This window comes from Streptomyces changanensis, from assembly GCF_024600715.1.
In the GTDB taxonomy this organism is placed as follows: domain Bacteria; phylum Actinomycetota; class Actinomycetes; order Streptomycetales; family Streptomycetaceae; genus Streptomyces; species Streptomyces changanensis.
The window spans coordinates 4,423,097-4,442,270 of sequence record NZ_CP102332.1 but is presented as its reverse complement, the minus strand read 5'-3'; the positions used below and the strand labels follow the sequence as shown (position 1 = coordinate 4,442,270).

Genomic DNA, 19,174 nt, shown 5'->3' with positions numbered 1-19,174 from the left:
CCCGAGGCCCCTTCGTACTGGTCCGCCCGTTCGGGCAAAACAGAAGGGCCGCGGATCCCGGGTGGGGTTCCGCGGCCCTGAAGGCGCCGGCCTGATGCTGGATCAGGCTGGATCACTCCAGGGTTCGAGCCCACGGAAGGCCCACATCGTGTGGTGCTGCTGCTGCGTCTGCTCCGTCAGGTCGGCACCGGTCGCCGCAAGGGCATAGGCCGGGGCCTGCGCCGCTGCTACTCCTGCTTCCAGTGCCTTGGTCGGTCGCTCATTGGCCGCAAAGACCTCGATGACGGGGAGAGCCGACAGGGAGGACGACGGACGGGCGGCCCGGAGACCACGCAGACCGGTGCCAGGGAACGCCGAACCGGAGAGGCCGAGCGAGCAGGCGGAGGCGACGACCGAGCAATCGGTCATTTTGGCGGTGCTGACGTTGCGGGTCTTGATGCTGATCACTGGAAATCGCCTCCTCTCGGCGTCTCGGGGGGGGATCGGCCGGAGCCGACCCCACGCGTATTCGGATAAGTACAGCACGAGGACAGGGCTTCAAGGAAGCCGCTGTTCGCGTGGTTAAGAACCTATGGGGATCTCCGGGGCGGGCGCAAACTATTTTTGCGACGAGTTGCGATCAGTCTTCGGCGTCGTCCACACCGACGTCTTGACCTGCGCAGATGGCCAGGACGTCGGCGCCGAAACGATTGAGCTTGCGGATGCCGACACCGGGGATGGCGGCGAGCTCGCCGTCGGTGGACGGGACCGTCTCGGCGATGGCGATGAGCGTCTTCTCCGTGAAGACGCAGTAGTCGGGCTGGCCGGCGCGCCTCGCCTGCCGGGCGCGCCAGGCGAGCAGCCGCTCGTACAGGCCCTCGTCCATCTCCGAGGGGCAGTCCTCGCAGCGCATCAGCTTCATCTCGCCGGCGATCGTCAGCGTCGTGCCGCACACCCGGCACCGCACCGGGCCGCGGACACGCCGGGTCCGGGCGCCCGCGGCGGGTGCCCGGTCGACACCACCCGCGTGCGTCGCGCGGATGGTCTGCCCTGCGCTGCCGGGGCGCAGCCCCTTCAGGAACCGGGACGGCTCGCGGTGGGCCCGGCCGCCGGGCGAGCGGGACAGCGCCCAGGACAGGCTCAGGTGACGGCGGGCGCGCGTCACACCGACGTAGAGCAGGCGCCGCTCCTCCTCGATCTGCTCGTCCGTCCTCGCGTACGTGATGGGGAGCATGCCCTCGGTGAGGCCGACGAGGAAGACGGCGTCCCATTCGAGGCCCTTCGCCGCGTGGAGGGAGGCCAGCGTCACACCTTGGACGGTGGGGGCGTGCTGGGCGGCCGCCCGCTCGTCCAGCTCGGTGACGAGGTCGGCGAGGGTGGCGTCCGGGCGGGCACGGGCGAGGTCCTCGGCGAGGCGGACGAGCGCGGCGAGCGACTCCCAGCGGTCCCGGACGGCCCCGGACCCCGCGGGCGGCTCCGTCGTCCAGCCCTTGGTCGACAGGACGGCACGGACCTGCGAGGGCAGGTCGACGACGTCGTCGAGGAGCGGGTCGTTCGCGCCGAAGCGGGCCGCGCTGCGCAGGGCGGCCCCCGCCTCCCGCACCTCCTGCCGCTCGAAGAAGCGCTCGGCGCCGCGCAGCTGGTACGGCACGCCGGCGTCGGCGAGGGCCTGCTCGTAGACCTCGGACTGGGCGTTGATCCGGTACAGGACGGCGATCTCTCCGGCCGGGACGCCGGAGGCGATCAGGTCGCGGATGCGGCGGGCGGTGCCCTCGGCCTCGGTCGGCTCGTCGCCGTACTCCGCGTAGACGGGCTCGGGGCCGGGCGCGCGCTGCGAGACCAGTTCCAGCCGGTGGTCGGCGGCGCGGCCGGACGCCTGGGCGAGGAGGCCGTTGGCCAGATGGACGACCTGGGGGGTGGAGCGGTAGTCGCGGACGAGTCGGACGACCGTCGCCTGCGGGTGGCGGGTGCGGAAGTCGAGCAGGTAGTCGGGGGTGGCGCCGGTGAAGGAGTAGATCGTCTGGCTGGCGTCGCCGACGACGCAGAGGCTGTCGCGGTCGCCGAGCCACAGGTCGAGGAGGCGCTGCTGGAGCGGGGAGACGTCCTGGTACTCGTCGACGACGAAGTGCTGGTACTGGCGGCGGACCTGGTCGGCGATGTCGTGGCGGTCCTGGAGGATGCCGACCGTGAGCAGCAGGACGTCCTCGAAGTCGAGGACGTCGCGCTCCCGCTTCAGCTGCTCGTACATGGCGTAGATCTGGCTGGTTTCGGCCGGGTCGCGGGGGGCCGTGCGCTGGGTCTTGGCGACGGCCGCCGGATAGTCGGCGGGGACGGTCTGGGTGACCTTCGCCCACTCGATCTCCGAGGTGACGTCGCGCAGCTCGGAGCGGTCGAGGCGGACGCGGCAGCGGGTGGCGGCGTCGGCGACGAGCTGGGCCTTGCGGTCGATGAGCCGGGGCAGGTCGCCGCCGACGGCTTTCGGCCAGAAGTACTGGAGCTGGCGGAGGGCCGCCGAGTGGAACGTGCGGGCCTGGACGCCGCCGGCGCCGAGCTGCCGCAGCCGGCCGCGCATCTCCCCGGCGGCGCGGTTGGTGAACGTGACGGCCAGCACGCCGGAGGGCTGGAGGATGCCCGCGCGGACGCCGTACGCGATGCGGTGGGTGATGGCCCGGGTCTTGCCCGTGCCCGCGCCGGCGAGGACGCACACCGGTCCGTGCAGGGCCGTCGCGACCTCGCGCTGCTCCGGGTCGAGCCCGTCGAGCACCGCGTCGGCCGAGTCCGGTACCTGCGGGAAGAGGGTGGAGTGCGTCGCTGGTGTCACCCTGCCATGCTGCCAGGTCGGTGGAGGGGGACGGCTCGGTCGTCCACAGGGGTGCGACGCCGGTCATACCGGAGGTGGGAATGCCCGGCCGGTCCCCGTACGTTCTCCCCAGTGCGATCACGCACTCCAGCGATTCGAGGAGCGGAAGAGACGATGCAGGGTTCTGTGACGATGTACAGCACCACCTGGTGCGGCTACTGCCGGCGGCTGAAGAGCCAGATGGACCGCGAGGGCATCGCCTACACGGAGATCAACATCGAGCTGGACCCGGAGTCCGCCGCGTTCGTGGAGAAGGTCAACAACGGCAACCAGACGGTCCCGACCGTGCTCGTGGCGCCGAACGGCGGCGGCGAGGACGTCGTCATGACGAACCCGAGCCTGAAGCAGGTCCAGCAGGCGCTGGCCGGCTGACGCCACCGCGCCGCTCCCCCGCAGACAGGACGCCCCCGCCGACCGACCGGCGGGGGCGTCCGCGTTCCTGATCGCGGGGCGGAGCCCCGGCCGGGGCCCGGCGGGCCCGGCCGGGACACGGCGGGTGAGCCGGGGGGCTCGGCCGGCCCGGCCGGGAGCCCCGCTTCGGCAGCACCCGGCCGGCGGCCGCCTCTCCGGGGCGGGTTCAGAGTGCGGCCGCGCCCGGCTTCGGCAGCGGTCTGCCGTACCAGAGCTCGATGAGGTGCGACGCGATCGAGACGCCGAACGGCGGCAGGACCTCTCCGGAGGCGAAGGCGGCGGTGAGCTCCTCGCGGGAGAACCAGCGGGCCTCCTCGATCTCGTCGCCGTCGACGTCGATCTCGCAGGACGTGGCGCGGGCCAGGAAGCCCAGCATGAGGCTGGACGGGAAGGGCCAGGGCTGGCTGGCGACGTACTCGACCGTGCCGACGGTGACGCCGGCCTCCTCGAAGACCTCGCGCACGACGGACTGCTCGATCGACTCGCCGGGCTCGACGAAACCGGCGAGCGTCGAGAAGCGGCCCTCCGGCCAGTGCACCTGGCGGCCGAGCAGCGCGCGGTCCTGCTCGTCCGTCACCAGCATGATCACGGCCGGATCGGTGCGCGGGTAGTGCTCGGCGCCGCAGGCGGGGCAGCGGCGGATGTGGCCGGCAGCGGCGATCACGGTGCGCTCGCCACAGCGGGAACAGAAGCGGTGGAGGCGCTGCCAGTTCTCCAGGGCGACGGCGTGCACCATCAGGGCGGCGTCGCGCCCGTCGAGCAGGAGCCCGGCTTCGCGGAGCCCGGCGGGGCGTGCCGACTGGTCCATCCGGCCGGGCAGCGCGTCCTTCTGCAGGGCGAAGTAGCTGACTCCGTCGGTGTCGGTGCCGAGGAAGTAGCGGTGGGTCTCCGTCAGCGGCGCCTCGAAGGCCGGCGTCATGACCAGTTCGGTCCGGCCGTCGGGGGTGTCGTCGACCAGCACCTGCCCGCCGGAAACCACGAACACGCGCGTGGTCGGGTGGCTCCACGCCGCCGCGAGCCACGCCTCGTCGAGGCGGTGGTGGGCGGCGCGGTCGATACCGCTCGGGGCGGTGAAGCCGATCGGACGGTGACCGGCCTCGTTGCTGATGGTGCTCACTGATGCTTCCAACTCCCCCGGGTCTGATGGGTGTCTGTCAGGCGTGGTCTTCAGCGGAGTGCGGTGGACAGCTCGCCCCACAGATGGGCGGTCGTCTCCACGCCCTTGAGGAGGAGGTCCAGCTCGACCTTCTCGTTCGGCGCGTGCCAGCCGTCGGACGGCACGGAGATGCCGAGGAAGAGGACCGGCGCGGCCAGCACGTCCTGGAGGTCGGCGGCGGGGCCGGAGCCGCCCTCACGGGTGTAGCGGATCTTCGCCCCGTCGAAGGCGCGGCTCATGGAGCGGGCGACGGCCCGCAGGGCCGGGTGGTCGAGCGGCGTCAGGCAGGGGCGGGTGGCGGCGCCGAAGGTGATCCGGTGGCGGACGCCGGCCGGGACGCGGGCGGCGACCCAGTCGTGGACCGCTTGCTCGATCCGGTCCGGGTCCTGTCCGGCGACGAGCCGGAAGGTCAGCTTCAGCTGGGCGGACGAGGGGATGATCGTCTTGCCGCCGGGGCCCTGGTAGCCGCCGCCGATGCCGTTGACCTCGGCGGTCGGGCGGGCCCAGACGCGTTCCAGGGTGGAGTAGCCCGCCTCGCCGAGGGTGCCGTGGGAGCGGGCCGTGGCCAGCCACGCCGCCTCGTCGAACGGCAGCTCGGCGATGAGTTCCCGCTCCCTGTCGTCGAGCTCGACGACACCGTCGTAGAAGCCGGGGACGGTCACGCGCTCGTCGTCGTCGTGGAGGGCGGCGACCAGGCGGGCGGCGACGGTGGCCGGGTTCGGCACGGCGCCGCCGAAGGAGCCGGAGTGGATGTCCTGGTCCGGGCCGTGCAGCTCGATCTCGCACTCGGCGAGGCCGCGCATGCCGGTGCAGACGGTGGGCGTCGTCTCGTTCCACATGCCGGTGTCGGAGACGACCACGGCGTCGGCGGCGAGACGGTCGCGGTGGTGCTCGACCAGGGCGCGGAAGTGCGGGGAGCCGGATTCCTCCTCGCCTTCGACGAGCATCTTGAGGTTGACGGCGGGGGCGGTGCGGCCGGTCAGGTCCAGGTGGGCGAGGACGCCGAGAGTGTGGAAGAACACCTGCCCCTTGTCGTCGGCCGCCCCGCGCGCGTGGAGCCGCCCGTCGCGGACGACCGGCTCGAAGGGCTCGGTGTGCCAGCCGTCCTCGCGGGCGGCGGGCTGCACGTCGTGGTGGCCGTAGACGAGGACGGTGGGGGCGTCGGGGTCGCCGGAGGGCCACTCCGCGAAGACCGCGGGGGCGCCGTCCGTCTCCCAGACCTCGGCGACCGGGAACCCCGTCTCCTGGAGCTTGGCGGCGAGCCATTCGGCGCTGTGCCGCACGTCGGGGGCGTGCTCCGGCTGGGCCGAGACGGAAGGGATGCGCAGCCACTCGGCGAGGTCGTCGAGGAAGGCGTCGCGGTGCTGCTCCACGTACTTCCGTACGGTCTGGACGGCGCTGTCCGGGGTGTCGCTCATACTGCTGAGCCTATCCGGCGGAGGGCGGTGTCCCGTCTGCCGTCCCACCGATCAGGACGCGCTCCAGCCCGTCCCGGCCGGGCAGCCCCTCCGGGCGGACGACCTCGCCGGTGCGGACGTACACGAACGCGGCGCTGACCGCGTCGAGGGGCAGTCCGTGCTGCTCGGCCCAGGCGAGGCGGTAGACCGCCAGTTGGAGCGGGTCGCCGGTGCGGTGGCGGGTGGTCTTCCAGTCGACGATCTCGTACGTGCCGGAGTCCGGGTCGTGGTAGACGGCGTCGATGCGGCCGCGGACGACCCGCCCCGCCAGGGCGAGCTGGAAGGGCGCCTCGACGCGGTGCGGCGTGCGGTGGGCGTACTCGGTCCGCTCGAACGCCTCCTTGAGGGCGGCCAGGTCCCTCTCGTCGACGATCTCCGGCTCGTCGGCGTGGACCTCGCCGCCGGGCAGCTCGTCGGGGCCGAGCAGCGGCAGGGGCAGCGCCTCGAAGCGCGACTCCACCCAGGCGTGGAACCGCGTGCCGCGGCGGGCCGCCGGCTGCGGCGGGCGCGGCATGGGCCGGGCCAGCTCCGCCGCGAAGGCGTCGGGGTCGGCCGCCAGGCGCAGCAGCTGCGAGGCGGAGAGCGAGGCGGGCAGCGGCACGTCCCTGGTGGCGCTGCGGGCGCGCAGCAGCTCGCCGGTGAGGGCGTCGAGGTCGCGGTCCCAGGAGGCGACGGTGCGGGCCTCCTCGGGTGCGAGCCGATCCGTGTCGCCACGGGGTGCCGGGGCGTCGTGGCGGGGGGCCGGGATGTCGTCGCGCGGGGGCGGGATGTCGTCTTGGGGGCCGCCGGCGTCGTTCCGTAGGGCGCCGGCGTCGTCGCGGAGGTTCCCGGCGTCGTTCCAGGGGTCGCCGGCCTCGTTCCGGGGATCGCTGGCGTCGTCGCGGGGGTCGCCGGCGCCGTCCCGGGGGTCCGCGGCGTCACCGCGGGGGACCCCGGGGCGTGCGTCGGGGCCCCTGGTGGTGTCTCCCGGGCGTCCGGTGCGCTGGTGCGGGAGCGCGTGCGCGGGCAGTGGGAAGCCGTCCGGGAGCTCGCCCCGCGTGTGGGAGGCGTCGCCCGGAACATCGGGGTCGTCGTCGGGGGGCGGGGCGTCATCGGGGGGCGGGGCGTCATCGGGCCAGGGGACGTCCAGGCCGTCCGGGCCGTCCAGGTCGTCCGGCGCGCCCCTGTCGTCCGGTGCGTCCAGGTCCGGCCACCACGGCACGTCGTCGGCGGCGGCGTCCGGCGCGTGGGCCGCCTCCCGTGCGTCGTCGTCGGGCGGGGCCTCCAGGTAGGCGAGGACCGTCTCGGCGGCGGCGCGGCGGCGGGCCAGGGACACGGGGTCGAGCGGCAGGGGCCACGCGTGGTCGTCGGCGGCGGCCCCGAGGGCGGGGTTCTCCGCGTCCTCGTCCGGTTCCTCCGCCCACGCCTCGATCTCGCCGAACCCGGCCGCGCAGTGGTCGTACAGCGCGTGGAGGAACGGGGAGGGGCCGCGGCGGCGCTTCTGGGACGGCCCCCACCAGTGGGCGGAACCGAGCAGGATGGAGCGGGGGCGGGTGAAGGTGACGTACCCGAGGCGGAGCTCCTCGGTGTGCTGGTGGTCCCGCAGCGCGTCCTTGAACGCCCTCAGCGACGCGGCGTTCCAGGTGTCGATCCCCGGCAGGGTGTCGGCGTCGCCCCGCAGGGTGTACGGGAGCACCTGCGGCTGGGCGGTCCACGCCTCACGCGCGCGGGAGCTCGGGAACTGGCCGGTCACGAGGCCGGGGACGGCGACGACGTCCCACTCCAGGCCCTTGGACTTGTGCGCGGTGAGGACCTTGACGGTGTTCTCGCCGCCCGGCAGGGCGTTGTCGAGGCCCTTCTCGTACTGGGCGGCCGTGCGCAGGAAGCCGAGGAAGGCGAGGAGGGTGGCCTCGCCGTCCACGGCGGCGAAGCGGGCCGCGACGTCCAGGAAGTTGGACAGGGTCTCGCGGCGGCGGGCGGCCAGGGCGTGCGGTGACGCGGAGAGCTCGACCTCCAGGCCGGTGGTGGCGAGGATCCGGTGCAGCACGTCCATCAGCGGGTCGGCGAGGGAGCGGCGCAGGTCGCGCAGCTCGGCGGCGAGACGGGCGAAGCGGACGCGCGCCTCGGCCGAGAACGGCAGGCCGTCGTCGTGGCCGCCGGTGTCCAGGAAGGTGTCCAGAGCGTCGGCCAGGGAGATCACCTCGGCGGGGTCCACGCCCTCCACGGCGGCGGCGAGCCTCTCGTCGGGGTCGGCGTCGCCGTCGGCGGCGCGGTGGACGAGGAGGCGGGCGCGGCGGCCGAGCAGGGCGAGGTCACGGGCGCCGATGCGCCAGCGGGGGCCGGTGAGGAGCCGTACGAGCGCGGCGTTGGCACCGGGGTCCTGGAGGACCTCGCAGACGGCGACCAGGTCGGCGACCTCGGGCAGGTGCAGCAGCCCGGACAGGCCGACGACCTCGACCGGCACGTCGCGCGCGACGAGGGCGGCCTGTATCTCGGGGAAGTCCGTCGCCGTGCGGCACAGGACGGCGATCTCGCCCGGTTCCTTGCCGGTGCGGACGAGGTGCGCGATGGAGTCGGCGAGCCAGGCGATCTCCTCGGCCTGGGTCGGCAGCAGGGCGATCCGCACCACGCCGTCCCGCTCGGCGCCGGGGGCCGGGCGGAGCGCCTCCACGCCCTCGTGCATGGCGCGCAGGGGCTCGGCGAGCCCGTTGGCGAGGTCGAGGAGGCGGCCGCCGCTGCGGCGGTTCTCGCTGAGCGCGTACCGGGTCGCGGGGCGGCCGTCGGCGTACGGGAAGTGCTCGGGGAAGTCGTCGAGGTTGGCGACGGAGGCGCCGCGCCAGCCGTAGATGGCCTGGCACGGGTCGCCGACGGCCGTGACGGGGTGGCCCGTGCCCCCGCCGAAGAGGCCGGAGAGGAGCAGCCGCTGAGCGACGGACGTGTCCTGGTACTCGTCGAGGAGGACCACCCGGAACTCGTCGCGCAGCTGCGCGCCGGCCTCGGGGCGGGTGAGGGCCAGCCGGGCGGAGAGGGCGATCTGGTCGCCGAAGTCGAGCAGGTCGCGCTCGCGCTTGGCGGCGCGGTAGCGGACGACCAGGTCGAGCAGTTCCCGCCGGGCGGCGGCGGCCTCGGGGACCTTGCGCAGGTCGGCGTTGCCGAGGCGGACGGCCTCCAGGGCGGTCAGCAGCCGCGCGTCGTGGGCGTCGAGGTCCTCGGGGGGCACCAGGTGCTCGGACAGCTCGGCGTCGAGGGCGAGGAGGTCGCTGACGAGCGTGGGGAAGGAGCGGGTGAGCGCCGGGTAGGGGCCGGGGGCCTCGCGCAGGACGCGGGCGGCGAGCTGGTATCGCGTCGCGTCGGCGAGGAGGCGGGAGGTGGGCTCCAGGCCGATGCGCAGACCGTGGTCGGTGAGGAGCCGGCCGGCGAAGGCGTGGTACGTCGAGATGCTCGGCTCGCCGGGCGGGTCGTCCGGGTCGATGACGTCGGGGTCGGTGACGCCGGCGCGGACGAGGGCGGTGCGGACGCGCTCGGCGAGCTCGCCGGCGGCCTTGTTGGTGAAGGTGAGGCCGAGGACCTGCTCGGGGGCGACCTGCCCCGTACCGACCAGCCAGACCACGCGAGCGGCCATCACCGTGGTCTTCCCGGAGCCGGCTCCGGCCACGATGACCTGCGGGGCCGGCGGCGCGGTGATGCAGGCCGTCTGCTCCGGGGTGAACGGGATGCCGAGCAGCTCCTTGAGCTGCTCGGGGTCGGTGATGCGTGCGGTCACCCGGAGAAGGCTAACCGGGGCCGCCGACAGCGCCCCGCCGTCGGAAGGGCCGAGGCCCGGGAGGGACGGGCGCGAGGCGGGCGGGAGTGCCGAACCTCACCCTTCGGGGGCCGTCATCCCTCGGGTGCCGTCACCTCGGGGCTTGCGCCCGTGGGTGCCGGCCCGTGGACGCCGGCCGCGGGTGCCGACGCCTTGGGGCCGTCGCCCTTGGGGGCTGTGCTCGCCGTCGGGGCGGGCCTTCCCCGTCTCACTCGACGATGTGGCGGCCCTCCGGGCGGGCGCTGCAGGAGGCACGGAAGGCGCACGTGGTGCAGTGCTGACCGGTGGTGGGGGTGAAGCGCTCGTCGAGGACGCGCCCCGCGGCGGTGGCGAGGAGGTCGGAGACCCACTCCTCGGCCGGCGGCTCCTGCGACTGCACGCGCGGCAGGACGTCGCCGCCCTCCTTCTTGGGGGCGGCCTGACGCAGGTGGACCAGCTCGGCGCCGCCCGGTTCGGGGCGGCGTCCGTCGAACACCTCGTCGAGCGCCCCCTCGCGGACGGCGAGCTGGTAGACGGCGAGCTGGGCGTGGCGGGCGACCTCGTCCTTGGTCGGTGTCTGCTTGCCGGTCTTGAAGTCGACGACGTAGGCGCGGCCCTCCTCGTCGCGTTCGACGCGGTCCATGGAACCGCGGATCCGCACCGCGTACTCCCCCGCCTCCAGGGTGACGTCGAAGCCGTGCTCGGTGGCGGCGGGGGCGCGTCCGCCGCGGTCCATGACGTGCCAGCGCAGGAAGCGCTCCAGAGCCACGCGCGCGTGCTCCTTCTCCTGCGCGGACTTCCAGGGCGCGTCGAAGGCGAGCGCGTCCCAGACGGAGTCCAGGCGCTCCATGAGGACGGCCAGGTCGGCGGGGGTCCGGCCGGACGCGACCTCGTCGGCGAGGACGTGCACGACGTTGCCGAAGCCCTGGGCGGCGGTCGCCGGGGCGTCGGCCTTCACCTCACGGCCCAGGAACCACTGCAGGGCGCACGTGTTCGCCAGCTGGTCCAGGGCGCTGCCGGAGAGGGTGACGGGCTGGTCGCGGTCGCGCAGCGGTGCCGGGGCGCGCGTGGGCTCGTACAGGCCCCACCAGCGGTACGGATGGGCGGCCGGTACGAGCGGCTGCCCCTCGTCGTCGGCGAGCGCCGCCAGCCGGGCCAGGCGGCGGGCGGCGGCGTCGCGCAGGGCGGGCGAGGCGTCCGGATCGACGGTGGTGGCGCGCAGCTCCGCGACGAGCGCGGAGACGGCGAGGGGGCGGCGTGGGCGCGCGGTGACGTCCTTCGGTTCGACGCCCAGCTCGGTGAGGAAGCGGGAGGGCTGGTCGCCGTCCTCGGCGGGGGCCTTCACCGCGGTGACGACGAGCCGGTCACGCGCGCGCGTGGCGGCGACGTAGAAGAGGCGGCGCTCCTCCGCGAGGAGGGCACCGGGGGTGAGCGGTTCGGCGAGGCCGTCGCGCCCGATGCGGTCGGCCTCCAGGAGGGAGCCGCGGCGGCGCAGGTCGGGCCAGAGGCCCTCCTGCACCCCGGCGACGACCACCAGGCTCCACTCCAGACCCTTGGAGCGGTGCGCGGTCATGAGCCGTACGGCGTCGGGGCGGACCTGCCGCTTGGAGAGCGTGTCGGCGGCGATGTCCTGGGCTTCGAGCTCGGCGAGGAAGTTCAGGGCGCCGCGCCCGCCGGTGCGCTCCTCGGCGCGGGCCGCGGTGTCGAACAGGGCGCACACGGCGTCGAGGTCCCGGTCGGCGTTGCGGCCGGCGGGGCCACCGCGCAGGGCGGCGCGGTGGAGCCGGTGGGGCCAGCCCGTGCCGTTCCACAGGTGCCACAGGGCCTCCTCGGCCGTACCTCCGGCGGCGAGCAGCTCGCGGGTCTCGCGCAGCAGCCTGCCCAGGTGCTGCGCCCCGCGCGCGTAGGCGGGGTCGTGCGCGACGAGCCGCTCGGGTTCGGCGAGGGCGCGGGCGAGGAGGTCGTCGGAGGGCGGGGGGACCTTGTTGCCCGCCGCGCGCTCCTCGTCGCGCAGGGCGCGGCCGAGGCGCCGCAGGTCGGCGGCGTCCATGCCGCCGACGGGGGAGGTGAGCAGCGTGAGCGCGGTCTCGTTGTCCAGCCAGGGCGCGGCGTCACCGCCGGAGGTCCGGGCAGCACCGGACGGGTCGGGGCCGGAGGGCTCGGAGTCGGACGGGTCGCAGCCGGACGGGTCGGAGTCGGATGGCTCGTCGCCGGACGGAGCGGTACCGGAGGGCTCGGAGTCGGACGGCTCGGAGTCGGACGGCTGTTCACCGGCCGGAGCGGTATCGGAGGGATCCGTACCGGAGGGCCCGGTACCGGAGTGCTCGCTACCGGGCACCTTGGCGCCGGGCGGGGAGGTACCGGAGGGCTCTGCTCCCGACGGCTCCGCGTCGGAACTGCCGCCGTCGGACGTCCCGGGGCCGGAACTGCCGCCGTCGGACGTCCCGGGGCCGGACGTCCCGGCGCCATGCGGCGCCCCGGCCGGCTTCGGGACGTCCTGTTGCTGCGGCTCGGGCGCCGCCGGCCGCGCCGCCGCCGGTGCCGCTCGGGTCGGGAGCGCCGCCGTGGCCGTGACGCGCAGGGCCGTGAGGAGCGGCGCGACCGCCGGTTCGTGGCGGAGGGCGACGTCCGCGCCGTCCGTCTCCAGTGGGACCCCCGCCGAGGTGAGCGCCCGGCGCAGGGAGGGCAGGGAGCGGGCGCCCGCGCGGACGAGGACGGCCATGTCGCTCCACGGGACGCCGTCCTCCAGGTGGGCGCGGCGCAGGATGTCGGCGATGTTGTCCAGCTCGGTGGACGCGGTCGGGAAGGTGTACGCCTCCACCCGGCCGCCGTCGCGTACCGCCGCCAGATCACGGTGGGCCCGTGCCGCCCCCGCGGGGAGCCGCGGCAGCGGCATCCGGGCGGTGAGCAGCCGGGTGGCGTCGAGGACGGCCGACGCGGAACGGCGCGACGTCCGCAGCACGGCGACCGGCGCGGGGCTGCCGTCGGGGGCGGGGAACATCCGGGGGAAGTCGAGGATGCCGTTGACGTCGGCGCCGCGGAAGGCGTAGATCGACTGGTCGGGGTCGCCGAACGCGCACAAGGTGCTCCCCCGCCCGGCGAGCGCCTGGAGGAGCCGCACCTGCGCGGGGTCGGTGTCCTGGTACTCGTCGACGAAGACGGCGTCGTACCGGGGCAGCTCCACCCGGTCGGCGAGGAGCACGGCCCGGTGGACCAGCTCGGCGTAGTCGAGGACGCCCTGCATGTCGAGGACGTCCAGGTACTCGGCGAGGAAGTCGGCCGCCGCCGCCCAGTCGCGCCGGCCGGTGCGGGCGGCGAACGCGGCGAGGGCGCGCGGACCGAGGCCCAGCTCCCGGGAGCGGGCCAGCACGGCGCGCACCTCGTCGGCGAAGCCGCGCGTCGTCAGGCAGGCGCGCAGTTCGTCGGGCCAGTGGACGCGGGCCAGGCCCTCCCGCTCCAGGTCGAGCTGGCCGGCGAGCAGCTCGCGGACGGTGACGTCCTGCTCGGGGCCGGACAGCAGGCGCAGCGGCTCGGCGAACAGGTCCGCGTCCTGGTGGGCGCGGACGAGGGCGTAGCAGTACGAGTGGAACGTCGTCGCCTGCGGGGCGCGCGCGCCGGGCAGGCGGGCGGCCATCCGGTCGCGGAGCTCGACGGCGGCCTTGCGGCTGAAGGTGAGGACGAGGATCCGCTCGGGGTCGGCGCCCCGGGCGACGCGGGCCGCCACGGCCTCGACGAGCGTCGTGGTCTTGCCGGTGCCCGGCCCGGCGAGTACGAGGAGCGGTCCCCCGGCGTGGTCAACCACCCCGCGCTGGGCTGCGTCCAGGAGAGGAGGAGCCATCGGGTCCGGCGGGGTGCGCACCAGCCGGTACGCGCCCGGGGCACCCGCCCGTACCTGGTCCTGGTACGGCGCGCGCCGGGTGGTGGAGGAGGAACTCACGTGGATCGCCGGTCCTGGAGGGTGTGCTGAGGGTGAGGGTGCGGTGGAGAAGGGGCGCGGCCCCGCCGTATGGCGGAAGCTGTCAATTGTGAGCCATCGCATGCCCGGTGTCGCCCGCGTCACCGCTGCCGGCACCGGTGTCCCCGTCCCACCGGGCCCGCCGCATGTCCAGGCGTGGCACGGACGCGGCCGTGCCACGCTCCGGCGCGGTGCCCCGCGAGGAGCCGCCCTCCCGCAGGGGGGCGGCGGCCCGCAGCGGTGCGCCGTCCCGTACGGGAGCCGGGTCCCGCAGGGGGGTGCCCTCCGCGCGGTAGTGGCCGAGCGCGCGGTGCTCGTGGCCGGGCAGCAGCCGGCCGTCGGCCCGCACCACGCGCCACCAGGGGACCGATCCGCCGTAGAGCGCCATGACCCGGCCCACCTGGCGCGGGCCCCCCTCGCCGAGCCATTCGGCGACGTCCCCGTAGGTCATCACCCGGCCGGGTGGGATGAGCTCGGCGACCTCCAGCACGCGCTCGGCGTACTCCGGAAGCCGGTCGGGGTGGTCCTCGGAAGTCATCCGCTCCATCCTGCACCACGGGTGCGACAAGGCGGGCACCACACCCTGATGCTCTCCCCCACCTCCCGGTCATGCCACCATCTTCCGGGCGGTGACTGGTGATACGAGATCGAGAAGACGACCCCACGGAGAAGGCGAAGGGACGGGACGTGCGGCCTCCCGACGTGGCGAGCGCTCCGGGCGCCGAGCCGCACCCGAACGCCGCCCCGGCGGGCGGCGGCGGACCGGACTCCGACGGCCCGGCGCCGCGCGACTCCGGCGTACCCGACGCTGCCGGCCCCACCGGACCCACCGACGCCCCCGCTCCCGCACCGGTCCCCGAGGAGCCCTCACGCCCCCCGGTCCCCGGCGCCCCGCACGGTCCGGACGCCCTCGCCGAGCCGCACAACGACGTCTCCGGTGACGAACCGCTGCTCGCCGCGCGCGTGCACCGCCCCTCCGACCTGCTCCGCCTGCTCGTCGGCGTCCTCGCGATCATCGTCGTCATCGGTATCGCCGCCTTCGCCAGCGGCACCACCTCGGGCCTCGAACAGGACATCAACAAGGGCACCGGTCAGGCGCCGGCCGTCTTCGTCAAGGTCGCCGGTCTGGTCTCCAGCATCGCCGTGCTGCTCGTCCCCGTGGCGTTCGCGATCGAGCGGCTCATCAAGCGGGACGGGCTGCGCATCGCGGACGGCGTACTCGCCGCGGTCCTCGCGCACGGGGTGACCCTCGCCACCGATCTGTGGGTGGCCAGGGCCGCGCCGCTCGCCATCCAGGAGGCGCTGACGCAGCCGCAGAGCGGCGGCGGGCTGACCGATCCCGTGCACGGCTACCTGGCCCCGGTGATCGCCTACATGTCGGCGGTCGGCATGGCCCGCAGGCCGCGCTGGCGGATCATCCTGTGGGTGGTGCTGCTGCTCGACGCCTTCACCATGCTGGTCGCCGGGTACACCACGCCCCTGTCAATCATCCTGACCGTCCTGATCGGGTGGACGGTCGCGTACGGCACGCTCTACACGGTCGGCTCCCCCAACGTCCGGCCCACGGGGCAGACGCTCCTGGCGGGCCTGCGCCACGTCGGCTTCCGGCCGGTGTCGGCGATGCGCGCGGAGGGTGTGCCGGACACCGCCGAACAGGGGGACCGCGGACGCCGCTACCTGGTCACCCTGGAGGAGGGCTCCCCCCTCGACGTGACGGTCGTGGACCGGGAACAACAGGCGCACGGTTTCTTCTACCGGGTGTGGCGCCGACTGACCCTGCGCGGGATCACCACCCGCCGGTCCATCCAGTCGCTGCGCCAGGCGCTGGAGCAGGAGGCCCTCCTCGCGTACGCGGCGATCGCCGCCGGCGCGAACGCGCCGAAGCTGATCGCCACCTCCGAGCTGGGCCCGGACGCCGTGATGCTCGTGTACGAGCACCGGGAGGGCCGCTCCCTGGACTCACTGGCGGACGAGGAGATCACCGACGCGGTGGTGCGGGGGTGCTGGGAGCAGGTGCGGGCGCTGCAGTCGCGGCGCATCGCGCACCGCAGGCTGATCGGCGACGCCCTGCTGGTGGATCGTTCCGGCAAGGTCGTGATCACGGACCTGCGCGGCGGGGAGATCGCCGCCGGCGACCTGGTCCTGCGCATGGACACCGCGCAGCTCCTCACGACGCTGGGCCTGCGGGTCGGCGCGGAGCGCGCGGTCGCGGCCGCCGTCGCCGTGCTCGGCCCGGACAAGGTCGCGGACTGTCTGCCGCTGCTCCAGCCGATCGCCCTGAGCCGGTCCAGCCGCGCCACGCTGCGCAGGCTGGCCCGGGAGCGTTCGCAGCGGGAGCGCGAGGCGGTGCTGGCGGCGTCGCAGGCGGCGAAGGAGGCCCGTCTGGAGGCGTCCACGGCCACCGGCGAGGTGGGCGGCAAGGCCGACGGGAAGGCCGAGCGCAAGGCGGTCCGCGCGGAGAAGCAGGCCGAGAAGCGGGCGCTGGAGGACGCGCTGCACGGGGCGCGCGAGGAGGACCTCCTCGCGCAGATCCGCCGCCAGGTGCTGAAGATCAGGCCGCAGGCCCCGGTGGAGCCGGTGCGGCTGGAGCGGATCAGGCCGCGCACCCTCATCAGCCTCATCGCGGGCGCCATCGCGGCGTACTTCCTGCTGTCGCAGATCGCCAGCATCCCGCTGTCGACGATCAGCGAGGCGAACTGGGCCTGGGTGTCCGCGGCGGTCGTCTTCTCGGCGCTCAGCTACGTGGCGGCGGCGATGAGCCTGCTCGGGTTCGTCCCCGAGCGGGTGTCGTTCGCGCGGACCGTGGTGGCGCAGGTGGCCGGGTCATTCGTCAAGATCGTCGCCCCGGCGGCGGTCGGCGGTGTGGCGCTGAACACGCGGTTCCTCCAGCGCTCCGGGGTCCGCCCCGGCCTGGCGGTGGCGAGCGTCGGGGCTTCCCAGCTGTTCGGGCTCGGCGCGCACGTCATGCTGCTGCTGGCCTTCGGCTACCTGACCGGCACCGAGCGGTCGCAGGACGACTTCACGCCGTCCAGGAGTGTGATCGCGGGACTGCTGACGATCGCGGTGCTGGCGCTGGTCGTGACGGCGGTCCCGGTGCTGCGCAAGTTCGTCTCGACGCGGCTGCGGTCGCTGTTCGCCGGGGTCGTGCCGCGCATGCTGGACGTGCTCCAGCGGCCGGTCAAGCTGGCCACCGGCATCGGCGGCATGCTGCTGCTGACGGCGATGTTCGTGCTGTGCCTCGACGCGTCGATCCGGGCGTTCACCGGCGGCACGCAGCCGCTGACGTACGCGAGCCTCGCCGTGGTCTTCCTGGCGGGCAACGCCATCGGCTCGGCGGCGCCCACACCGGGCGGTATCGGCGCGGTCGAGGGCGCGCTCCTGGCCGGTCTCGTGCTGGCGGGCGTGCCGAAGGAGGTCGCGGCGCCCGCGGTACTGCTGTACCGGTTGCTGACGCTGTGGCTCCCGGTGCTGCCGGGGTGGTTCTCGTTCAACCACCTCACGCGCAAGGGCGCCCTGTAGGGGGCGCCGGGGCCTGCCGGGGCGGCGGGCCGCCACCCGCATGGGCGCCCGTCACGGGCGGGCCGGCTCGGGCACGCCGACGATGGTCGCATGCCCACCTCTCGCGTCCCCCGGCGCACGACCGCCCTCTGGCGCATGTCGGCCCCCTGGCGTACCTCCCGCACCAGGCGCACCGCAGGCACGGCGCGTACGGCGGACACGGCGCGTACGGCGGACACGGCGCGCACCGGGGGCACGGCGCGCATCGCCGGGGCGGGTACCGCGGGAGCGATGCCGGTCCCGAAGGCGGCGTCCACCGCGGGTACGGCGCCTACCACGGGGGCCGGGGGTAGCACGGGTACCGGACGTACCACGGGTGCCGGGCGTACCAGGGATGATGCCGGACGTACCGCCGACGCGCGGCGGCGGACCGCGGTGCTCGCCGCCGCCGTCCTCCTCGCCGGTACCGCGGCGGGCTGCGGCGGCGGGGACGACGGCGCGGACGCGGACCGGGGCACGCTGGACGAGCTCGCCGCGCAGAAGCTGACGTGGAAGCCGTGCACGCCTCCCACGGCCGCCGAGGGCGGTGCCACCGCGCCGTCGCCGCTGCCGGACGGCACGAAGTGGCAGTGCGCCTTCATGGACGCGCCCTTGGACTACGACAAGCCGGGCGGCGACACCGTCGAGCTGGCCCTCATCCGCGCCCCCGCCCGGGACGGGGCGAAGCGGATCGGGTCGCTCGTCTTCAACTTCGGCGGCCCCGGCGGCTCCGGCATCTCCGCCCTGCCGTCGTTCGCACCCGACTACGCGGCCCTGCGCACCCGCTACGACCTGGTCAGCTTCGACCCGCGCGGGGTGGGGCAGAGCGGCGGCGTGGAGTGCCTGGACGACCGCGAGCTGGACGCCTTCTACGCCCAAGACGCCACGCCCGACGACGCCGGCGAGGTGAAGGCCCTCCGGGACGGGCTGAAGGAGTACGCCGACGCGTGCGAGGAGAGGTCCGGCGAGGTGCTGCCGTACGTCGGCACCCGCAACGCGGCCCGTGACCTGGACCTCATGCGGCGCGTACTGGGCGACGACAAGCTGTACTACTTCGGCATCTCCTACGGGACCGAACTGGGCGGCGTCTACGCGCACCTGTTCCCGCGCCGCGTCGGCCGGGCCGTGTTCGACGCGGTCGTCGACCCGACGGCGACCGCCGTGCCGGGGTCGCTCGGCCAGGCGAAGGGCTTCCAGCTGGCGCTGCGCAACTTCGCCCGCGACTGCCTCGACCAGGGTGACGACTGCGCCCTGCCCGGCAGCACGCCCGCGGAGATCGAGCAGTTCGTCGTGGACCTGCTGGCGCGGCTCGACGAACGGCCCATCCGCGGGATCGGCGAGCGCCGGCTCACCCAGACGCAGGCCGCCAACGGCATCGCGCAGGCCCTGTACTCCAAGGAGTACTGGCGGTACCTCGAACAGGGCCTCGACGAGGCCGACGGCGGCAACGGCGCGCTGCTGCTGGCCCTCTCCGACTCCATGAACGGCCGCGACGAGAGCGGCCGCTACACCAACCTCCAGGCGGCGAACGCGGCGATCAACTGCGTCGACGACAAGACCCGGTTCACCGCGGAGCAGGTACGGGAGAAGCTGCCGGAGTTCCGCGCGGCGTCGCCGGTCTTCGGCGACTTCCTGGCCTGGGGGCTGCTCTCGTGCGGCCAGTGGCCCGTACCGGGCACCTGGGACCACCCCGACGTCGCCGCGCCCGGCGCGCCGCCCATCCTGGTGATCGGCACCACCGGCGACCCGGCGACGCCGTTCGCGGGCGCGCGGGCCATGGCGAAGGCGCTCGGCAAGGGCATCGGCATCGAGGTGACGTACCGGGGCGAGGGCCACGGCGCGTACAACGGCGGCGACGCCTGTGTGCAGCGGATCGTGAACGCGTACCTGCTCTCCGGCAAGGTCCCGGCATCCGGCACGGTCTGTCCGTGAGCGGCCGATGCAGGAGGGATCGTCCGCGGGAGGTCCATCCGTGAGCGATCCGTCCATGAGCGGTCCGTCCGTGAGCGGGCAGCCGGTCCGTGCGGGGTGCGACGGGGTCCGTGAGATGTCCGCCGGC

The 19,174-nt window shown here is 74.7% G+C and carries 10 protein-coding genes; 3 read left to right on the top strand and 7 right to left on the bottom strand.

What is annotated here, in order from left to right:
• Positions 1-102: 102 nt before the first annotated feature.
• On the bottom strand, positions 103-447 hold the full coding sequence (locus NRO40_RS19835) for a hypothetical protein (RefSeq protein WP_058940651.1): 345 nt from the start codon (positions 445-447) through the stop codon (positions 103-105).
• Between the two features lie 172 nt (positions 448-619).
• Complete coding sequence (locus NRO40_RS19830) at positions 620-2,800, bottom strand: ATP-dependent DNA helicase UvrD2 (RefSeq protein WP_058940650.1); 2,181 nt, start codon at positions 2,798-2,800, stop codon at positions 620-622.
• 153 nt (positions 2,801-2,953) lie between these two features.
• On the opposite strand from NRO40_RS19830, the gene NRO40_RS19825 reads away from it, so the two are divergent.
• The gene (locus NRO40_RS19825) at positions 2,954-3,211 is read left to right on the top strand and encodes a mycoredoxin (RefSeq protein ID WP_058940649.1); all 258 of its coding nucleotides are present in this window, start codon (positions 2,954-2,956) and stop codon (positions 3,209-3,211) included.
• A 205-nt stretch (positions 3,212-3,416) separates the two neighbouring features.
• Here the strand turns inward: NRO40_RS19825 and nudC are convergent, their stop codons facing one another.
• From nudC to NRO40_RS19800, 5 genes are all read right to left on the bottom strand, one after another.
• Positions 3,417-4,367: an NAD(+) diphosphatase gene (gene nudC, locus NRO40_RS19820; RefSeq protein ID WP_257375456.1), complete on the bottom strand. Its 951-nt coding sequence runs from the start codon at positions 4,365-4,367 to the stop codon at positions 3,417-3,419.
• Between the two features lie 50 nt (positions 4,368-4,417).
• Positions 4,418-5,824, bottom strand: coding sequence for a dipeptidase (locus NRO40_RS19815; RefSeq protein ID WP_058940648.1), 1,407 nt, complete (start codon positions 5,822-5,824; stop codon positions 4,418-4,420).
• A 10-nt stretch (positions 5,825-5,834) separates the two neighbouring features.
• Positions 5,835-9,605, bottom strand: coding sequence for a UvrD-helicase domain-containing protein (locus NRO40_RS19810; protein WP_058940647.1), 3,771 nt, complete (start codon positions 9,603-9,605; stop codon positions 5,835-5,837).
• Positions 9,606-9,852: 247 nt separating this feature from the next.
• Complete coding sequence (locus NRO40_RS19805) at positions 9,853-13,560, bottom strand: UvrD-helicase domain-containing protein (RefSeq protein ID WP_079046820.1); 3,708 nt, start codon at positions 13,558-13,560, stop codon at positions 9,853-9,855.
• An 82-nt stretch (positions 13,561-13,642) separates the two neighbouring features.
• The gene (locus NRO40_RS19800; protein WP_058940646.1) at positions 13,643-14,125 is read right to left on the bottom strand and encodes an MGMT family protein; all 483 of its coding nucleotides are present in this window, start codon (positions 14,123-14,125) and stop codon (positions 13,643-13,645) included.
• A gap of 140 nt (positions 14,126-14,265) precedes the next feature.
• On the opposite strand from NRO40_RS19800, the gene NRO40_RS19795 reads away from it, so the two are divergent.
• Positions 14,266-17,097, top strand: a complete 2,832-nt coding sequence (locus NRO40_RS19795) for a flippase-like domain-containing protein (RefSeq protein ID WP_058940645.1) — start codon at positions 14,266-14,268, stop codon at positions 17,095-17,097.
• A 135-nt stretch (positions 17,098-17,232) separates the two neighbouring features.
• Positions 17,233-19,047 (top strand): alpha/beta hydrolase, encoded by a 1,815-nt coding sequence (locus NRO40_RS19790; protein ID WP_408057089.1) that lies wholly within the window; start codon positions 17,233-17,235, stop codon positions 19,045-19,047.
• Positions 19,048-19,174: the final 127 nt, after the last annotated feature.